We start from the raw sequence: 17685 nt of genomic DNA, 5'->3' as shown, positions 1-17685 counted from the left end.
GAAGATCCTCAGTTCCAAGGTGACGGCGGCGGTGGCGGTACGACGGCGGGGCGGTCCTCGCACCAGGTCGCACCGGTCCAGCCGCCGTCGTTGCCGCCCAGGTCGCGGACCTCGAACTCCGGCGGCCCGTTGAAGTGGAAGGTCCCGCAGTTGTTGACGAACGGCGCACCGACGTTCCGCGCGTCGACGTTCTCGAACGTGGCCCAGCCGCCCACTCGAGCGTTCACCACGTTGGTCCCGGTGCCGTCGACCTTGATGTTGCGCACGGCAACGTTCGTGATCGCGTAGTCGTCCTTCACCGGCCAGTCGACGACGAACATCATCGCGTTGTACGTCGAGTCCAGGAACGAGCTGTCCCGGATCTCGATCGTCCCGGACATCGTGGACTGCAACGCGTACAGCCAGATCGCACCGAGTCCGATGTCCCAGTTCAGATCCCGCGGACCGCCGCGGACCGTGGTGTTGCGTGCGAAGGTGAGCGTGCCCTCGAACGGCGTGGCGTCGAACCGCGAGCCCGCGTGCAGCGTGCTGCCCTCACGGATCGGGTCCGCGACCAGATTGTCGGTGACTGCGTTGTCGCGCCCGCCGTAGATCGCGATGTTGTTCGCGAGGACGGGCGTCTGAACGGTGTTGTGGTCGTAGACGTTGTTGTGGTTGACCAGGCCGCCGGTGTTCGACTCCGACCACATCGCCAGCCCGTCGTCGCCGCTGTTGCGGACGAAGTTGTTGGTGGCCCGGACGTTCGACACACCGAGGTGCAGGTTGATGCCGTCGGCAACCGCATCGGTGATGACGTTGTTGCGGATCAGCAGGCCGTCCATTGGGCCGTCCAACCAAATGCCGACCTTGGTGTGATGCAGGTACAGGTTCTCGATCGTCGAGCCGCCGCCGATCGCGCCGCCGATTCCGTTCACCTGATCGGTGTCGATGCGTTCCCGGACATCGCTCTCGACGGCGAAGTCGGACAGATGTACGCCGGTGCTCCCGCCGTCGGCGGCGTACTTGCCGTAGAACCCGGGCGCGCTGTGCACGGACTTGTCCGGAGCAGGCTCAGCCAGCGGCACCACGCTGCCCTTGATGATCGTCCACCAGTTGCCGGCGCCCCGGATCGTCACCTTGTCGACGACGATGTGCCGGTTGACCTGGAACGTCCCGGCCGGGATGAACACCGACCAACCGATCCGTTGAGCTGCCGCAATCGTCCGCTCGATCGCCGGTGCCGCGTCACGCCGGCCGGTCGGATCGGCGCCGAACAGGCGCACGTCCAAGGACCGACCGGGTTGCCGGAGAGCTGCTCCGACCAGTTCGAAGTCCGCGACGTCGAGCACGGTCCACGCCGCGGCGGTCGCACGAGGTACGGCGAACCGGACGCGCGAGCCGGCCTGATAAGTCCGATCGAGCATCACGCGCTGCTCGTCGTAGAAGTGGTTCGGGCGGAACGGCTTGCTGACCGGGTCGGGCTCGGGTTTCCACCAGCCCGGGATCGGGTCGACGTTCGGGTCGTTCGAGAACGGATACATGCCGTAGAGCCAGGCGTACTGCGACGTCAGCGTCATCGTCCGCTTGTGCTTCCCGTTCACCGACACGTCCAGCGGTGCGGTGATCCCGCCACCGCCCGGCGCGTCCGGGATGCTGTACCGCAACGTCAGCGCGTTGGCCGGTCGCGTCAGCGTGAATTCGACGTACTGCTTGGGCTGCAGGCGTACGGCAGTCCGCCCGGAGGCCTCGGCCGGGAGGGTGTACGCGTCGCGCCCCGGACCGATCTTCTCGCCGGTGAAGGCTGCGTTCTCCGCCTCCTGCTCGATGAACGGTACGTCGGCACCGCGGCCGGCGACCAACGCGGGATCGAGCCCGGCGCGGGTGATGTGCGCAGTCGGATGGGCGACAGCTGGTTGGGACGTGAGCAGGGCACCGAGAAGTGCGGTGGTCAGCGCCACCGCGATCAGGCGTGAACGGGACATTGGCGGATCCCCTCCCGGACGAATGTGTCTGGAGGTTATGCACCCGACGATGAGTGCGCAAGATCTCGACAGGTCAGAGAAATTTCCGGACCATAAAGACGTCGACCGGGTCCTCGCTGTCCAGGATGAAGCCGTGGCGCTCGTACAGCTTGCGGGCCGGGCTGCCCTGCAAAACGTTCAGCCAGATGTCGGTGTCCGCTTGGTCCAGGACGGACCGCAGTACCGCGGTGCCGAGGCCGTGGCCCTGGTGGTGTGGAGCCAGGTAGAAGTGCTCCAGCCACCGGCGATTCTCGGCAGGCCGGACCGCGATGGAGCCGGCCAGCTCGCCCCCGATCTCGATGATCTGGGTGTTCTCCGGTGAGAACGAGTCCCGCAGCCTTTGCCGGACCCGGTGTGCGTCGTACCGCCCGAGTCGCTCCAGGTCGCGGCGCATGACGACAGCCCGGATCTCGACGAGGTCCTCGAGGTCATCCAGCCGGGCAGGGCGCAGAGTCCACGTCACGGCAGGGCCGGTTGGGGTTCGGGGCGGAGGGCGCGGAGCCAGAGCTCGGTTTGGGCGATGTGCGCCGACGCTGCGGTCGCGGCTGCCGCGGGGTTGCGGTCCGCGATCGCGGAGAGGATAGCGCGGTGGCCGCGGTCGCTGGTCTGCTTGATCGCGTTGAAGTCGGCGCCGGGCTCGAAGATCCGGTAGTGCCCGCCGCGCCCGCGGATCACGCCGGTCAGCGCGGTGACGGTCGGGTTGCCACCGGCGGAGCAGATCGCGCCATGGAACTCGGCGTCGAGGAACTGGATCTCGGTCGCGTCGGTGGTGGATTCGAGCCGATCGAGGATCGAGCTCAGCCGGGCGGCGAGGTCCGGGTCCTGGCGAGCGGCCGCGGCAGCGGTGGCGTGCGACTCGAGCACCCGGCGTACCTCCAGGAGTTCGAGCACGCCCTCGAGCGGGATCAGCTCGACCGACAGCGAGAACCGGCTGATGATCGCGGCCGGGTCCAGCGCCGAGACGTACGTCCCCGAGCCGTGCCGGGACTCGATCACGCCGAGCGCGCCCAGCGACCGCACCGCCTCGCGCAACGAACTGCGGGACACCCCCAGGTGGTCGCACAGCTCAGGCTCGGGCGGAAACTTCGCCCCCGGCCCGAGCTCGCCGGACGCGATCATCTGACGCAGACCGGCCAGCGCCTTGTCCGTGGCAGCCATTCGTCACCTCCTCCCCGAAGCGTAAGTCCTCAGACCAATCCCAGTCACATTCGCCGCGCTCAGGCGCGACCTCTCGACCGTAGGGGCCGATTCATCAGACGTCAGGAGGTCAATTCGCGGGCTACAACCAGGCCGAGCTGGAAGCGGGTGGTGACGCCGCGGTCGGCCATCAGGTGCGCGATCCAGCGCCGCGTGGTCCGGAGACTGATGCCGAGCTGACGGGCGATCGCCTCGTCCTTCAGCCCCGCCGAGAGCAGTTGTAGCACCCGCTGCTCGGACTTGGCCGGAGGCTGGCCGCCGCTCAGGTGCTGGTCGAACGGGATGCTTCGCTCCCACATGCCGTCGAAATGCGTGACGAGCAACGAGAGCAGGGAGCTGGGGTGAACGAGCACCGCGGTCTCGGCCACGTCCGCGCCGTCGACCCCCAACGGCAGCAGCGCGAGGCGGCTGTCGACGATGACCAGCTTGGTCGGGACTACCGCCGAGAGCCGGGCTTGCTCGCCCGCGTCCCGGAAGGCCGTCATCCTGGCGAGCTGGCCGGGCTCGGTCAGTGACTCGGTCGAGTAGATCGCCCGCCACCGCACGCCGCGGGCAAGCGCGTCCATCTCGTCGGGGTTGTCCTGCGCGCCGACGTACGGCGGCTTGTCGAACAGCACCACCTCGTGCTCGGCGCCACTCATCAGCTGGGCCGCGCGCTGGCTGATCGTGGACTGGCCGCTGATCAGCTCGACGACCTGCGAGGTGTGCTCGTAGCGCGTGCCCTGGTGGAAGTCCGCGAGCAGACTCTCCGCCGCCAACCTGGCCCGCTCGAGCTCGTCCTGGCGATGGGCGATCAGCGAGCCGACGGCGACATCGGGCGGCGCCGGGAGGAATCTCGCCGGCACTCCGGGCCGCCGGCTCACCAGTCCGGATCGCTCGAGCCGCGCTATCGCCTGCCGGGCGCGGGCCGCGCCGATCCCGGTCCCGGTGGTCAGGTCGGCCATCGTCGAGCCCGGGGCCGTCAGCAACCACCGGTACAGCTGCTCGTCCAGAGCCGTGACGCCGACGGCGGAGAGCTTGCCCTCGTCGACGCGCTCCCTGGTGGACATCGTCGCGAGAGTACTCCGCGGAACCGGTCCCGGCGCAGCGATTTTCTCGATGGCCGGTCAAGGACATTGGCTTCATCGTGCCGCTCGATCCTCTGGCCGCGCGCTGCGTCCCGCGAGCACACTGCATCCGCCATAGATCGATTTCCGTCCTGCCATCGGGAGTGCCGCCATGCATCCTGTACCGAGACGTGTCGTCCGAGGAGCGCTGGCGTTGGCGACGCCGCTGACCCTCGTCCTCGCGGCCACACCGGCCGTCGCCACATCCCCTTCCTCTACTCCTTCGACGCCGAGCACGCGGGTCATCGTCCAGTTCGCCGGTGCGCCGGCCCTGTCCGCGGGAGCGCTGGTCCAGCAGCGGGCGACGGCCGTGCAGGCCGCGCACACGAGCTTCCGGCAGGCAGTCGCCGCCGCGGGCATAAAAGCCACCGTCACCCACGAGTACAGCCAACTCCTCAACGCCGTGGCGGTCACCACTGACACCGCCGGCGAGGCCCGGCTGCGCGCCCTTCCCGGCGTGACCGCCGTGTATCCGGACCAGCAACTGCATTCCAGTGGTGACGCCGCGCTGTCACAGATCAAGGCGCCCGAGGTCTGGAAGACCAAAGATCCCAAAGGTACGGCGGTCACCGGCGCCGGGCAGACGATCGCGATCGTTGACACAGGCATCGATTACACCCATCCCGATCTCGGCGGCGGATTCGGCCGCGGCCACAAGGTTGCTGCCGGCTACGACTTCGTCAACAACGACGCCGACCCGATGGACGACAACGGCCACGGCACCCACGTCGCCGGGATCGTTGCCGGCCGCAGCACGCAGCCTGACGGCCGGACCGGCGTCGCGCCGGCAGCGAACCTGACCGCGTACAAGGTGCTGAACGCGGATGGCAACGGTTACGAGTCGGACGTTGTCGCCGGGTTCGAGGCCGCGATCGCCGCCGACAACCCGTACCGCGCGGACGTGGTGAATCTGAGCCTGTCCGGCGATCCGGCGCACGGCGATCCGCTCGAGCAGGCCGCTGAGAACGCCGTCCACGACGGAGTCGTCGTGGTCGCCGCCGCGGGCAACGTAGGCCCCGGCGAAAGCACGGTCGGTTCGCCGGCCGAGGCTCCCGGCATCCTCGCGGTCGGCGCCAGCATCACCGGTGTCGACATGCCGTCCGTCACGGTCACCACCCCGGTCCGGCATCCGCTCGACATACAGCGGGTCGGACTGTCGGCGAACCCACCGGCCGGTGGTGAGGACCTGGAGGTCGTCGACGCGGTCAACGGCGCTCCGAGCGACTACGACTCCATCGACGCCACCGGCAAGGCTGTCCTGGTCGCGTACAACAGCGATACGCTCGGCGAAATCCTGGCGACCGCCGAACAGCACGGCGCGAAGGCAGTGCTGCTGCGGACGCCGAACTACTACAGGGGTGGCGGGGGTCATACGCTCCGTCCGGCCTTCGCCACCGGTACGTCGGACGACACGGGCAAGGCCTCGGTGGTCGCGACCGTGATGAACGGGACCGATGGGTCGGACCTGGCGCAGTGGCTCACCCAAGGCCCGGTCCGCGTGCACATCGGTGGCACCGACGCGACCGATCAGATCCCCGGGTTCAGCTCGCGCGGCCCGGTGCCGGGTAGCTTCGCGATCAAGCCGGATCTGGTCGCACCGGGCGTCGAGATCCGCTCCACCTGGCCGGGTGGTCAGTACGCCGACGACAGCGGAACAAGCATGGCCGCGCCACACGTCGCCGGTGCCGCTGCGCTGATCCTGCAGGCTCACCCCGACTGGACCGCCGACCAGGTCGCCGCAGCGCTGACCGGCGGTGCCGACCCGCTCTCCGGGTACGACGCCGTCACGCAGGGATCGGGTCGTCTCGATGTGGCTAGCGCTGACCAGCTGACGGTCCTGCCGAGCAGGCGATCCCTGAGCCTGGGCGCCGCGGACCTCAGCAGCCGCATGCTGCGCTCCACGACCACGGTCACGCTGACCAACGTGTCGTCCGCGACCAGGACGCTGCACTTCGACGGCAAGTCGGCCACCGGCACGCCTGCGAAGGTCTCGGTGTCTCCGAGCTCCGCCCGACTCGGCCCGGGGAAGAAGGTGACGGTCCGCGTCACGGTGACCGGCGCGCGCCCGACCGGCGGCGCGGACTGGAGCGGGTGGCTGCGTGCGTCGGTCAGTGGGTCACCGGACCTGTCCGTCCCCTGGCTGCTGGCCGTGCGGCCGCTCGACCTGCACGCCAACCCGGACCCGACCGCCTCGGGTGCGTCGGTCTACATCCACTCCGAGGCCGATCTGAAGGCGGCGCCGCGGGTGTCCGTGACCGCGCCGGGGTCGCACCACGCGACCATCGGCACGGCGACGTTCGACCACACAGGATGGTGGAAGTACTCCGTGCCCGCCGGACCGGCCGGCGCGTACCAGGTGTCGGCGGCCGCGCGTACCCCGTCGGGCGCATGGCTCGACGGACAGACGTCGTACGAAGAGCTGGGCACCGCGCACGGGTCCGGTCCGAACGGGTGGCAGTCCGTCGGTCCGACCAGTCAGGGTGCGGACAAGATCGGGTACACCTCGAAGGCCGGGCGGATGTTCGCCCTGCCGTACCTGTCGCCGCGGCCTGGGGTGTTCCGGACCGACGACGACGGCAGCACCTGGCGTGAGCTGCGCAACGTCCCGGTCGGAGGCGGCGTGAACCTGGGGATGGCGACCGATCCGACCCGGCCGGACACGGTGTACCTCGCCGTCGCGGGCGGAGCGGATCCGACGTACCAGGGCAAGGTCCTGGTGAGTCATGACGCCGGCGAGACCTGGACGACGCTGCCGTTCCCGGACGTCAGCCCGAGCGACCTGTCCATCGACCCGACCGGCCGGATCCTCGTCGTGCCCGCGTTCAACAACAGCATTTACGTCAGCACCGATCGCGGTCTGACCTGGACGAACTACCCGAGTCCGGGCGAAGACCTGCAACGGGTCAGCCTGATCGGCCACGACCTGTACTTCGGCGACGGTCTGAAGCTCTACGTGATCCGGAACGTCGACAGTGCGCCCGAGCCGAGGCAGGAGCTGTTCACCTCGCCCGAGGAGGACCAGTTCGTGGAGCAGGTCGCAGGTGACGCGAACCTCCTCGTGGCCCGGACCCCGCGGCAGCTCTACCTGTCGCGTGACCACGGCGCTAGTTGGCAACCCGGGCCGGCCGCACCCGAGTCCGAGACCCTGTCCTCGGTGCAGTTCGTCAACGGCGACGTGTACGCCGCGACGTCGAACGAGATCCTCGTCGACCGGAGCGGCGGAACGCGGTGGAGCACGATGCCGATCCCGGTCGGCGGCGACATCCTCCGGATCTCCTCGCCGCCGAACAGCAAGCGGCTGGTGGTCTCCGCCGTGGGCAGCGGGGTGTACCTGACCGACGATTCCGGTGCGACGTACCGCCGCGTCGGTCTGACGAGCGCCGACGTACACGCGCTGGCAGTCGGCCAGGACACGTCCGGCAAGTCCACCCTCGTCGCCGGTACGACGTTCTCGACCTTCACGACCGCATTGCCGGTGCAGCGGGTTCCGAGCCCCGCTGACCACGACTGGGGGCTCAACGGAAGCGACATCCTGCTGGGGAACCGGATCACGGCACTGACCACCGATCCGGCCGATTCCCACCGCCTGTTCCGCGCCGTCTCGAAGTCGCAAGGACGTCCGACGATCGAGGAGTCGACCGACGGCGGCAGGAACTGGACGGTCAAGCTGACCGTGCTGACCGATGCGAAGGTCTACCAGATCGTCGTCGACCCGGCGAACCGCGACTACATCTATGCGGCGGTCAGCGACCTCCTCAGCCCAGGTGTCGTCGTCAGCCGTGACGGCGGTAAGACCTGGCGGAAGAACAACCTGGCCGTCCGCATCACCGCGATCGCCGCCGATCCGCGCAACCCCGACCACCTGTGGCTCGGCGGACCGGACGGGTTGTATCGCTCCGACGACCAAGGGCAGTCGGTTCAGCGGCTGTCCGCCGTACCGGTGTCGGCCCTGGCGCTCGACCCGCGCAACGTCAACCACCTGGTCATCGGCGGAAACGGTCTGTACAACAGCTGGGACGGAGGCCGGACCGTGAAGGCTGCCTCGACGTCCGGGTTCCGGCTGAACATCACTGCGCTGACGTACGGCGCCGACGGCGAGCTCTTCGCGGCCGACGGTGACAGCGCCGATGCGGGACTTCCGGTAGGTGGCCGGGGTGTGCTGAACAGCCGCGACGGGGGTCGCAGCTGGCAGAACATCTCCGACGGACTGCCCAACCTCGACGTGGCCAGCCTGGTCAGGTCACCGGACGGACAGTGGCTGTACGCCGGAACGGCCGGAGGCGGCGTCTACCGCATCACGACCCACCACTGACCAAGTAGCCGAGGAACGCTGGCAGGTCCTGGACCTGCCAGCGTTTCGGCCCGAGCTGCTGGTACGGCGTCCCGTCCGCGGACGGCTCGTGCGTCATCCACGCCGTCGTCATACCCAGTTCGTAAGGAACGGAGAGGTTGACGTCGAGGTCGTCGGAAAACACAGTCCGCTCCGGCGTGATGCCGAACTGATCCACGAACCGGTGGTAGCTGTCCGGATACGGCTTGGGGATCAGGCCGCCGGCCAGAATGTCGAACACTCCGTCGAACAGCGCCGACAGTCCAAGCCTGCTCAGTACCTCGTTCGCGTGGTAGGCCGAGCCGTTGGTGAAGACATACTTGCGGCCGGGAAGCTCCCGGATCGCGGCGGCCAGGACGGAGCCGGCGCGCAGCACCGAGTAGTCGATCGTGTGTTCCCACGAGAGGTAGTCGTGCGGGTCGATGCCCCGGGTGTTCATCAGGCCGCGCAATGTCGTGCCGTGCTCCGCGACCAGCTCGGACTGCATCCGCAGTGCCTCAGCTTCGTCGGCACCGAAGAGGTTCGCGAGGTATGCACGGATCCGGACATTCATCTGATCGGCGAGGCCGACACTCGGTGGATACAGAGTGTTGTCGAGATCGAGAACCCAGGTGTTGATGTCCGCCAGCACCCGACCAGCGTAGGTGACAGACTGAGGGCGGTACCTACGGGAGGACGGAGATCATGCCGACTGCGCTTGTCACCGGGCCGGCGACCGGGATCGGCCGTGCGTTCGCGGACAAGCTGGCGCTGGAGGGGTACGACCTGGTGCTGGTGTCGCGGGACGAGGCGATGCTCAAGGAGGTCGCCACCGACCTGACCCGGCTGCACGGTGTCGAGTGCGAAGTGCTTGCCGCCGACCTGACCGACCCCGACGATCTGGCCCGGGTGGAGGAGCGGTTCCGTACCGGTCCGATCGAGGTACTGGTGAACAACGCCGGCTTCGGGCAGAAGAAGCCCTTCTGGGCCAACCCGGTCGAGGTCGAGGAGAAGCAGCTGGATCTCCTCGTTCGCGTCGTACTGCGACTGACGCATGCCGCGGTGCTTCCGATGATCGAGCGGGGCTCGGGTGCGGTGATCAACGTGTCGTCGGTGGCCGGGTTCCTGCAGCGCAACGTCTACAGCGCGCACAAGGCGTGGGTGACGAACTTCTCGGCCGGCCTCGCGCTCGAGCTGCACGCCAAGGGGGTCGCCGTGATGGCGTTGTGCCCAGGCTTCGTGCACACCGAGTTCCACGAGCGGATGGGGATGGACAAGTCGCTGATCCCGTCGTTCATGTGGCTGGACGCGACCGATCTGGTCGACTCAGCCTGGAAGGACCTGATGCGCGGCAAGCCGATCTCGATCCCCAGCCGCCGCTACCAGCTGATCGTCGCCGCGACCCGCTTCATCCCGCGGGCGCTCATCGCGCGGGTGTCGACCGTGGGCCTGGACGGCCGGCGTCGGCCTTGATCGGCTGCAGGGACTCGTAGAGCGTCTTGGCGAGCGCCCCGGCGTACCTGTTGTGCTCCTCGTCGGAGGGGGTCAGGCCGGCGAAGTTGACCTCGAAGCCGCGCTGGAAACACGCTCCGAAGAGCAGTGCGGCAGCAGCGCCGACGTCGGCGGTACGACGGATGCGGCCGAGCTTCTGCTCTTCACGCAGGTAGCGGACCAGGCCCTCCTGCGCCTTGTGCGGCCCCGCGTTCAGCTGGTGGAGGCGGTTGCGGTGCGCGGTGAGCAATTCCTGCGACGAGAACAACGACACCAGGATCGGGAAGCCCTCGACGTAGAAGTCGATCGCCGTGCGGGCCAGTCGGGTCAGGTTGGCGCGGACCGTCCCGGCGCCGGGGTTGCTGATCAGCTCCATCAGTGAGCCGGGGAGCTGGGGCATCCGCTCGTGCATGACGGCGAGCAGGATCGCGGCCTTGTCCGCGAAGTGCTTGTAGAGCGCGGCCTCGGAGTACCCGGCGACCTGGGCGATCGACCTGGTCGTCGCCCGCGCGAACCCCTGCGTCCGCAGCACTTCCGCGGCCGCGTCCAGGATGTCGTCTCTGGTCCCCATGGACGGCAGCCTATCTTGACAGGTTGGTGAGTGTTCACTAACCATGGTGAGTGAGTGTTTACTAACCTGGAGGGGTTGACGATGAAGCTGGTGGTCTTCGGGGCGTCGGGCCGGATCGGGACCGAGCTGGTGCGCCAGGGAGTGGCGGCCGGGCATGCGGTGACGGCGGTCGTGCGTGAGGGGTCGAGTCTCCAGGTAGCCCTGCCCGAGCTCCGGCTGGTCGCGGCGCGGGCCGGGGTCGCCGGCGGGCTGACCAATGTGGTGACGGCCGACGTGATGGACCCGCTGGCGATCGCGCCGATCCTGGAGGGAAGCGACGCGGTGTTGTCCACGCTCGGGCCGCGACCGTCCGGGTCGAGCAGCGTTCTGACGGACGGCGCTCGAAGCATCCTGCAAGCAATGGACGGCGCCGGGCGGTTCCTTGTGGTGAGTGTGGCCGGCATTCACAGCACGGGTGACGACCCGTTCACGAAGTACGTCGTGAAGCCGATCCTGCAGCGGATCCTGCGGGAATCGTTCGCGGATGCTCGCCGGATGGAGGAGTTGGTGCGGGCCGGCGACGTGGATTGGACCATCGTGTGTCCGCCGCGGCTGACCAACGGGGCGGCGAAGGGGAAGTTCCGCAGCAACACCGCGGGGACGGTGCGGGGCGGATTCTCGATGACCCGAGCCGACGTCGCGGCGTACCTGCTCAGGGCCGTCGACGACGCCGAGCTCATCCGGAAGACCGTGGTGATCTCCAACTGACTACAGTTTCTCGGCGACCTCGGTCAGGACGTCGAGGGTCGCGGTGATGAGCGGGTGATCGGCCCGGCTCGCGCGGACGGCGGCGTACACCCGCCGGGTCGGCGCCGGATCGCGGAGCGGTCGGATCACGGCGAGCGTCGGCTCCGGTACGGCGAGGCGCGGGACGAGCGAGACCCCGCCGCCGGCCGCGACCAGGGCGGCGACGGCGCGGAAGTCGTCGGACTGGTGGACGATCCGCGGCTGGAATCCAGCTTGCTCGCACGCCAGGACGACCACGTCGCGGATCGGGTTGCCGGGCGCGGTCATCACCCAGCCGTCGTCCGCGAGCATGGCGAGCTCGATCGTGTCGTGGTCCGCGGCCGGGTGGGTCGGCGGCAGTACGGCGACGAAAGGCTCGGCGTACAAGGGGATCCGGACCAGGCGCCGGTCGTCCGGGCGAGGTGAGCCGCGGTGCTCGACCGCGATCGCGAGGTCGGCGTCGCCGTCGAGCAGGTAGGTGATGCCCTGGTGGCCCTCGGCATCCCGGACGACGAGGTCCAGGCCGGGGGTCGTCTCGCGCAGCCGGGGCAGCGCGGGGGCGACCAGCAGGGTGATCGCGGTGGCGAAGGCGACGACGCGGACCTCGCCGTTGGCGCCGTTCGCGTGCAGGCGCATCGCGTCCTCGGCGCGCTCGACCTCGGTGAGGATCGTGTCGGTGTGCTCGAGGAGCAGACGGCCGGCGGAGGTGATCGCGACCCGGCGGCCGCGGCGTTCGAGCAGCTCCTGGCCGACCTCCGACTCCAGCGCGGCCAGTTGCTGCGAGACGGCCGAGGGCGTCAGATGAAGCACCTCGGCCGCCGCGGTCACGGTCCCGTGGTCAGCAAGCGCGCGCAACACCCTCAGGCGTCGTACCTCGATCACGAACCTCAGCTTCGCACAGCCCGCCGATCGGTTCGGCCGGAGATGCGATCAGGGTCAGTTCGACGGGGCGCGGGGTCCGGCGTTCCCGCCAGCGCCGTACAGCGTCGCGGGCGGGGTGGCGCTTCGGGACATATGGCCGGATCGGGGCGTCCGGCATGGCGGAGTGAGTCTCTTCGTGGATCGACTTGATCACGGAGAACGGTACGTAAAGCATGGTGTTCCTTTCGACCCTTCGACACTAAGAACCGTGGCCTTGATACGTCCAATGAAAGTTCTGCGCGGAGTTGATGTGTCTGGTGCATGATTGAGGTCATGGAACTACGCCAGCTCAGGTCGTTCGTGGTCGTGGCCGAGGAGATGAACGTCGGGCGCGCTGCGACGCGACTGCACCTGACGCAGCCGTCGCTCAGCCGGCAGATCGCCGCGCTCGAGCACGACCTCGGGGTCGAGTTGTTCGCCCGGGTGAAGCGGCGGTTCGTCCTGACGGCTGCCGGGGCGACGTTCCTGGCCGAGGCTCAGGACCTGCTGCGCCGGTCGGACGAGGCAGTCCGCGCGGCGCAGCGGACGCAACGCGGTGAGCTCGGGACACTGCGGCTGCGATTCGTGCAGTCGGCAACCTTCGAGCCGCTGCCTCAGATTCTCGGCGCGTTCCGGCGGACGTATCCCGAGATCGTTCTCGATCTCGAGTCGTGGACGACGCTTCGGCAGACCGAGGCGCTGCGGGACGGGCGCATCGACGTGGGCCTGCTGCGCCCGACGGCGCCGGCCGGCGCGACGACGGTGGTGCGGCTGACGCCGGGGTTGGTGTCCCGGGTGGTCGCCGAGGATTCGCTGATGGCGGTGCTGCCGGCGCGGCATCGGTTGGCCCGGCGCAAGCGGCTCCGGCTGATGGACCTTGCGGACGAGCCGTTCGTGTTCTACTCGCGGCCGAGCGGGCCCGTCGTACACGACACGATCATCGGGTTCTGCCGGGCGGCCGGATTCACCCCGCGGATCGAGCAGGAAGCCGCCGACGTGCAGACCATCGTGTCGCTGGTCGCGGCCGGGCTCGGCGTCTCATTGCTGATCAGCCCGACCCCACCGACCAACCCGGACGCCGTGGTCTACCGCGAGTTGTCCGACGACCTACCACCGTGGCCACTCTCCGTAGCCTGGTCGCCGGACAACCGCTCGCCAGTCCTGGGACGCTTCCTCGAACTGGTTCAGGGCCTCTAGCCGAAGACGTCCGGGTCGCCGCCGGTGCGGACGCCGGTCTCGAGGTCGGCGATCGTCGCCATGTCGTCGTTGTCCAGGCGGAAGTCGAAGACCTCGAAGTTCTCCTTGATCCGGCTCGCGGTCCGGGTCTTCGGGATCACCACGTTGCCGAGCTGCAGATGCCAGCGGATCATCACCTGAGCGGCGGACTTGCCGTACTTCGCGCCGATCGTCTTCAGCGCCGCGTTGTCCACCAGTTCGCCGGAGGCCAGCGGGCTCCACGACTCGGTGACGATGTCGTTCTCGGCGTTGAACGCGCGCAGCTCGTCCTGCGGCAGCGCCGGGTGCAGCTCGATCTGGTTCACCGCCGGGCGGATCGTGGTCTCCTCGAAGATCCGCCGCAGCGCGGGCTCGTGGAAGTTCGAGACGCCGATCGCGCGCACCCGCTTGTCGGCGTACAGCTGCTCGAACGCCTTCCAGGTGTCGACGTACTTGTCCTTCTTCAGGCACTGCCAGTGGATCAGGTACAGGTCGACGTACTCGACGCCGAGCTGCTCGATGCTCTTGTCGAACGCCGCCAGCGTCGAGTCGTAGCCCTGATCACCGTTCTGCAGCTTGGTCGTGATGAACAGCTCGTCACGGGGTAGGCCGGACGCGGCGATCGCCCGCCCGACGCCGGCTTCGTTGCGGTACGCCGCGGCGGTGTCGATGTGCCGGTAGCCGGTCTCGAACGCCGTGGTCACCACATCGGTGACGATGTCGTCCTCGACCTGCCAGACCCCCAGGCCCAGCTGCGGGATCTCGACGCCGTTGTCCAGAGTGATGGAGGGGACTGTGCTCATCTGCCCATTCCACCCGGCAAAGGCTTTCTGGCACAGTCATCCGACGTGTGACAACAACCTCATTAACCGGACGTAACCACTGCGTGGGTCTTCGCATCCGGCTCCAGGAACCGGATCAACGCGCTGCCTTCCCGCTCCAGCTCGGTCTGCGTCTTCTTCAGCGTCTTGCCGAACGGCGTGAGCGTGAGAGTCGCCACACCACGCTTCTTCTCGCTCGTCCACAGCCCTGCGACCAGGCCGTCGACGGTGTACGTCGCCTTGACGCGGAGGTTCTTGGTGAAGACGGCCGGTTTGTATTCGTCGGCGATGATCCGCTCTCGTTTCGCGTGCGAGAGCAGCACGTTGTCGAACTCGGGCAGGAATCGCACCGGCGCCGGGGTGTCGGGATCCGGCCGCGGCCCATCCGGTACGTCGTACAACGTCTTGCCGGCCTCGTCGGTGAACGTCTCCAGCTCGAGCTCGTCGAACAGCGGCTTCGCCTTCTGCAGGCCGGACCAGGTCTGGAAGTCCGCGGGCGTGGCCGGTCCGAAGGCCTGCAGGTAGCGCGTCACCAGGTCCTTCGGCTCGGCGCGCTTGTGCAGCTTCTTCCCGATCCATTCCTCGGCCGGCGTGAACCGCGAGTTGGCCGTCCAGGACCAGCGCACGTCCGCCGGATACATCACCAGCGGCACCAGCATCCGCGTGCAGAATCCGAGCGCCCGCTCGTTCACCTCGGGGAACTGCTGCAGCAACGCATCCCGCACCTCGGTGAATGTCAGCGGTTCCTTCGCGAGCAACTTCTCCGCCGCCGCCACGACTTTGTCCGGCTCGAGGCCCGCACCCCGATCGCCGAGCACCTTCAACCCCGCCTCGAGCACCGGACTCACGGTGGTCCGGAACCGCAGATAATCCGCCGCTGTCACCAGATGCAAGGTCCCCCGGAACATGGTCGCCCGGACGACTTCCCGCGCCTCGACCGACCGATCCAGCTCCGACTCCTCGAACCCGTCGATCCGCGACCACAACCCGACGTACGGATGCTTGGGCTCCTGCCCCTGCATCCCCGCCAGCCGCGCGACCACCTCGACCGCCGGGACGTTCGCCCGCTCGAGCAGCAGCTGCCTGGCCAGCGTTGCCCTGTTGACCGCCACCGCATTCAGAACCGACATGCTCACATCCTGCCTGTGTGGACCGACAAGTGGGGCAGTGGGCCGTCCGCATATCGCCCCGCCGGGATGAGTCGGGCCTGGCGCCGGAGGTGGGATCTTCGTCGTGAGAGCCCGAGCTGCGCACCATCGAGCCGGAGGGGATGGGGTGGCCACTGATGATGCGAGCGCTTGGTCTGGTGCTGGCGGCGTTCCTGCTCGTGTCTTGTGGCGGGTCCGGTGAGCGGCCGTCCGGCTCGTCGACGCGTACGCCGGCCTCGGCGCCGTCGGTGACCGCAACACTCCCGAGCGCGACCCGTACGCCCGAACGCCCGGAGAAACCGGCCGCAACGACGTCCACGCCAACCGAGCCGGAGACCTCCCGAACGACCAAGACACAGACGGAGACCGAGACCACCAGGGCGACGAAGACAGAGACGAGCAGGGCTACCGAAACCGAGACGACCAGGGCCACGGAGACCAGGAAGGCCACGCAGACCGAGACCACCACGGCGACCCGGACAGCGTCGGTCGTGCCGTCGGCGGCGACCACCTCCTCGACACAGCCCACCTCGGCCGAGACCGGCGGGGCGCCTACCTGGCTGTGGTGGGTACTGGGTGCGATCGCGGTCGCGCTCGCGGTGGGGATACCGCTGATGGTCAGGTCACGCCGTCGTCAGGCCTGGCGCGACGACCTCGCGTCCGGTGAGGACGAGGTGGCGTGGTTCGCCCGCGTGCTCGTGCCCGAGCTCCGCCGGCAGCCTTCGACGGCGCAAGCCGCCGGCGCGTGGAACGTCGAGTCCAGCCGGGTCGTGACGGCCGAGGACAAGCTCACCGCACTCGAACAGTCGGCGCCCGATCAAGCCGCCGGCACCCGTGCCCGCACCCTCCGGGACGCCGTCCGGGCAGCCCGCAGCGACATCGAGAACCTGCTGGTCTCCGCCACGCCGATCACGATGCCGCAGGACCTGGACGCGGTCGCCGCGCGGCTCGAACAAGCCCTCGGACAGCCGCGTCCGGAGGCGGCTACCCCGCCAGGGCCGCCCGGGCCTCGGTGAAGGCGGTGATGGCTCGTTCTACGTCCTCGGTGGAGTGGGCGGCGGAGAGTTGGACCCGGATTCGGGCCTTGCCCTGGGGGACGACCGGGTAGGAGAAGCCGATGACGTAGATGCCGAGGTCGAGGAGCTTGTCGGCCAGGCGGCCGGCCTCGGCGGCGTCTCCGATCATGACGGGGGAGATGGGGTGGTCGCCGGGGAGGACGTTGAAGCCGGCCTCGGTCATCTTGGTGCGGAACAGTGTGGTGTTGGCGGCGAGCTTGTCGCGCAGGGCGCTGGAGCTGCCGATCAGTTCCAGCGCCTTCAGGGACGCGGCGGTGACCGACGGGGCCAGGGAGTTCGAGAACAGGTACGGGCGGGAGCGCTGCCGCAGGAGCTCGACGATCTCGCGGCGGGCGGAGACGTAGCCGCCGGACGCGCCGCCGAGCGCCTTGCCGAGCGTGCCGGTGACGATGTCGACGCGGTCCTTCACGCCGAACAACGACGGCGTACCGGCGCCGTCCGAACCGACGAAGCCGACCGCGTGCGAGTCGTCGACCATCACGAGCGCGTCGTACCGCTCGGCCAGGTCGCAGATCTCGTCCAGCGGGGCGACGTACCCGTCCATCGAGAACACGCCGTCGGTCGCGATCAGCCGGTACCGCGCGTCGGCCGCGTCCTTGAGCTGCGCCTCGAGGTCGGCCATGTCGCGGTTCTTGTACCGGTAACGTCGCGCCTTGGACAGCCGTACGCCGTCGATGATGCTGGCGTGGTTGAGCTCGTCGGAGATGATCGCGTCCTCGGCGCCGAGCAGGGTCTCGAAGAGGCCGCCGTTCGCGTCGAAGCAGGAGCTGTACAAGATGGTGTCCTCGGTGCCGAGGAACTTGCTCAGGGCACCTTCCAGGTCCTTGTGGATCTGTTGGGTGCCGCAGATGAAGCGCACCGAGGACAACCCGAAGCCCCACCGGTCGAGGGCTTCCTTGGCCGCGGCGACAACGTCCGGGTGGTCGGACAGGCCGAGGTAGTTGTTCGCACAGAAGTTCAATACTTCGTTGCCTGAAGCAACTGAGATCAACGACTGCTGCGGTGAGGTGATCACCCGCTCGGACTTGTACAGCCCGGCGTCCCGGATCTCGCCGATGGTCGCCGTCAGGTCGTCCCGCATCCGTG

15 protein-coding genes are annotated in these 17685 nt (G+C 68.6%); 5 read left to right on the top strand and 10 right to left on the bottom strand.

Annotated features, from left to right (window positions below):
* Positions 1 to 8: 8 nt before the first annotated feature.
* The 4 genes from ACIA58_RS04640 to ACIA58_RS04625 all read right to left on the bottom strand — a co-directional run bounded on the left by ACIA58_RS04640 (position 9) and on the right by ACIA58_RS04625 (position 4246).
* Complete coding sequence (locus ACIA58_RS04640) at positions 9 to 1961, bottom strand: glycosyl hydrolase family 28-related protein (protein ID WP_396402207.1); 1953 nt, start codon at positions 1959 to 1961, stop codon at positions 9 to 11.
* 73 nt (positions 1962 to 2034) lie between these two features.
* The gene (locus tag ACIA58_RS04635; RefSeq protein ID WP_396402206.1) at positions 2035 to 2463 is read right to left on the bottom strand and encodes a GNAT family N-acetyltransferase; all 429 of its coding nucleotides are present in this window, start codon (positions 2461 to 2463) and stop codon (positions 2035 to 2037) included.
* On the bottom strand, positions 2460 to 3158 hold the full coding sequence (locus ACIA58_RS04630) for a FadR/GntR family transcriptional regulator (RefSeq protein ID WP_396402205.1): 699 nt from the start codon (positions 3156 to 3158) through the stop codon (positions 2460 to 2462). Before ACIA58_RS04630 ends, ACIA58_RS04635 begins: the two co-directional genes overlap by 4 nt.
* Before the next feature lie 101 nt (positions 3159 to 3259).
* On the bottom strand, positions 3260 to 4246 hold the full coding sequence (locus tag ACIA58_RS04625; protein WP_396402204.1) for a helix-turn-helix domain-containing protein: 987 nt from the start codon (positions 4244 to 4246) through the stop codon (positions 3260 to 3262).
* A 169-nt stretch (positions 4247 to 4415) separates the two neighbouring features.
* Here ACIA58_RS04625 and ACIA58_RS04620 point away from each other — a divergent pair, with 169 nt between their 5' ends.
* Positions 4416 to 8615 (top strand): S8 family serine peptidase, encoded by a 4200-nt coding sequence (locus ACIA58_RS04620; RefSeq protein ID WP_396402203.1) that lies wholly within the window; start codon positions 4416 to 4418, stop codon positions 8613 to 8615.
* Here ACIA58_RS04620 and ACIA58_RS04615 read toward each other — a convergent pair.
* Positions 8599 to 9264 (bottom strand): pyrimidine 5'-nucleotidase, encoded by a 666-nt coding sequence (locus tag ACIA58_RS04615; RefSeq protein WP_396402202.1) that lies wholly within the window; start codon positions 9262 to 9264, stop codon positions 8599 to 8601. The two genes, ACIA58_RS04620 and ACIA58_RS04615, sit on opposite strands and share 17 nt — an antisense overlap.
* 53 nt (positions 9265 to 9317) lie before the next feature.
* Between ACIA58_RS04615 and ACIA58_RS04610 the strand changes: the two genes are divergently transcribed.
* Positions 9318 to 10085: an SDR family NAD(P)-dependent oxidoreductase gene (locus ACIA58_RS04610; RefSeq protein ID WP_396402201.1), complete on the top strand. Its 768-nt coding sequence runs from the start codon at positions 9318 to 9320 to the stop codon at positions 10083 to 10085.
* On the opposite strand, the gene ACIA58_RS04605 is transcribed toward ACIA58_RS04610, so the two are convergent.
* Positions 10036 to 10674 carry a TetR/AcrR family transcriptional regulator gene (locus ACIA58_RS04605; RefSeq protein WP_396402200.1) on the bottom strand — a complete coding sequence of 213 codons (639 nt, stop codon included), beginning with the start codon at positions 10672 to 10674 and terminating at the stop codon, positions 10036 to 10038. The two genes, ACIA58_RS04610 and ACIA58_RS04605, sit on opposite strands and share 50 nt — an antisense overlap.
* Positions 10675 to 10755: 81 nt before the next feature.
* On the opposite strand from ACIA58_RS04605, the gene ACIA58_RS04600 reads away from it, so the two are divergent.
* Positions 10756 to 11421, top strand: a complete 666-nt coding sequence (locus ACIA58_RS04600) for an NAD(P)-dependent oxidoreductase (RefSeq protein WP_396402199.1) — start codon at positions 10756 to 10758, stop codon at positions 11419 to 11421.
* Here ACIA58_RS04600 and ACIA58_RS04595 read toward each other — a convergent pair whose 3' ends face one another.
* Positions 11422 to 12321 (bottom strand): LysR family transcriptional regulator, encoded by a 900-nt coding sequence (locus tag ACIA58_RS04595; protein WP_396402198.1) that lies wholly within the window; start codon positions 12319 to 12321, stop codon positions 11422 to 11424. It abuts the gene before it with no gap.
* A gap of 312 nt (positions 12322 to 12633) precedes the next feature.
* On the opposite strand from ACIA58_RS04595, the gene ACIA58_RS04590 reads away from it, so the two are divergent.
* Positions 12634 to 13536 carry a LysR substrate-binding domain-containing protein gene (locus ACIA58_RS04590; protein WP_396402197.1) on the top strand — a complete coding sequence of 301 codons (903 nt, stop codon included), beginning with the start codon at positions 12634 to 12636 and terminating at the stop codon, positions 13534 to 13536.
* On the opposite strand, the gene ACIA58_RS04585 is transcribed toward ACIA58_RS04590, so the two are convergent.
* Together ACIA58_RS04585 and ACIA58_RS04580 are read right to left on the bottom strand one after the other, a co-directional pair.
* Positions 13533 to 14357, bottom strand: a complete 825-nt coding sequence (locus tag ACIA58_RS04585) for an aldo/keto reductase (protein WP_396402196.1) — start codon at positions 14355 to 14357, stop codon at positions 13533 to 13535. The genes ACIA58_RS04590 and ACIA58_RS04585 overlap by 4 nt on opposite strands.
* A gap of 62 nt (positions 14358 to 14419) precedes the next feature.
* The gene (locus ACIA58_RS04580) at positions 14420 to 15505 is read right to left on the bottom strand and encodes a winged helix DNA-binding domain-containing protein (protein ID WP_396402195.1); all 1086 of its coding nucleotides are present in this window, start codon (positions 15503 to 15505) and stop codon (positions 14420 to 14422) included.
* Between the two features lie 155 nt (positions 15506 to 15660).
* On the opposite strand from ACIA58_RS04580, the gene ACIA58_RS04575 reads away from it, so the two are divergent.
* Positions 15661 to 16539, top strand: a complete 879-nt coding sequence (locus tag ACIA58_RS04575; protein WP_396402194.1) for a hypothetical protein — start codon at positions 15661 to 15663, stop codon at positions 16537 to 16539.
* On the opposite strand, the gene ACIA58_RS04570 is transcribed toward ACIA58_RS04575, so the two are convergent.
* On the bottom strand, positions 16508 to 17680 hold the full coding sequence (locus tag ACIA58_RS04570; protein ID WP_396403308.1) for a glycine C-acetyltransferase: 1173 nt from the start codon (positions 17678 to 17680) through the stop codon (positions 16508 to 16510). The genes ACIA58_RS04575 and ACIA58_RS04570 overlap by 32 nt on opposite strands.
* Positions 17681 to 17685: the final 5 nt, after the last annotated feature.

The sequence above is a fragment of the Kribbella sp. NPDC051586 genome (genome assembly GCF_044453965.1).
In the GTDB taxonomy this organism is placed as follows: domain Bacteria; phylum Actinomycetota; class Actinomycetes; order Propionibacteriales; family Kribbellaceae; genus Kribbella.
Note: the sequence above shows the minus strand (reverse complement) of the source record. Positions and strands in the feature narration are given on the sequence as shown.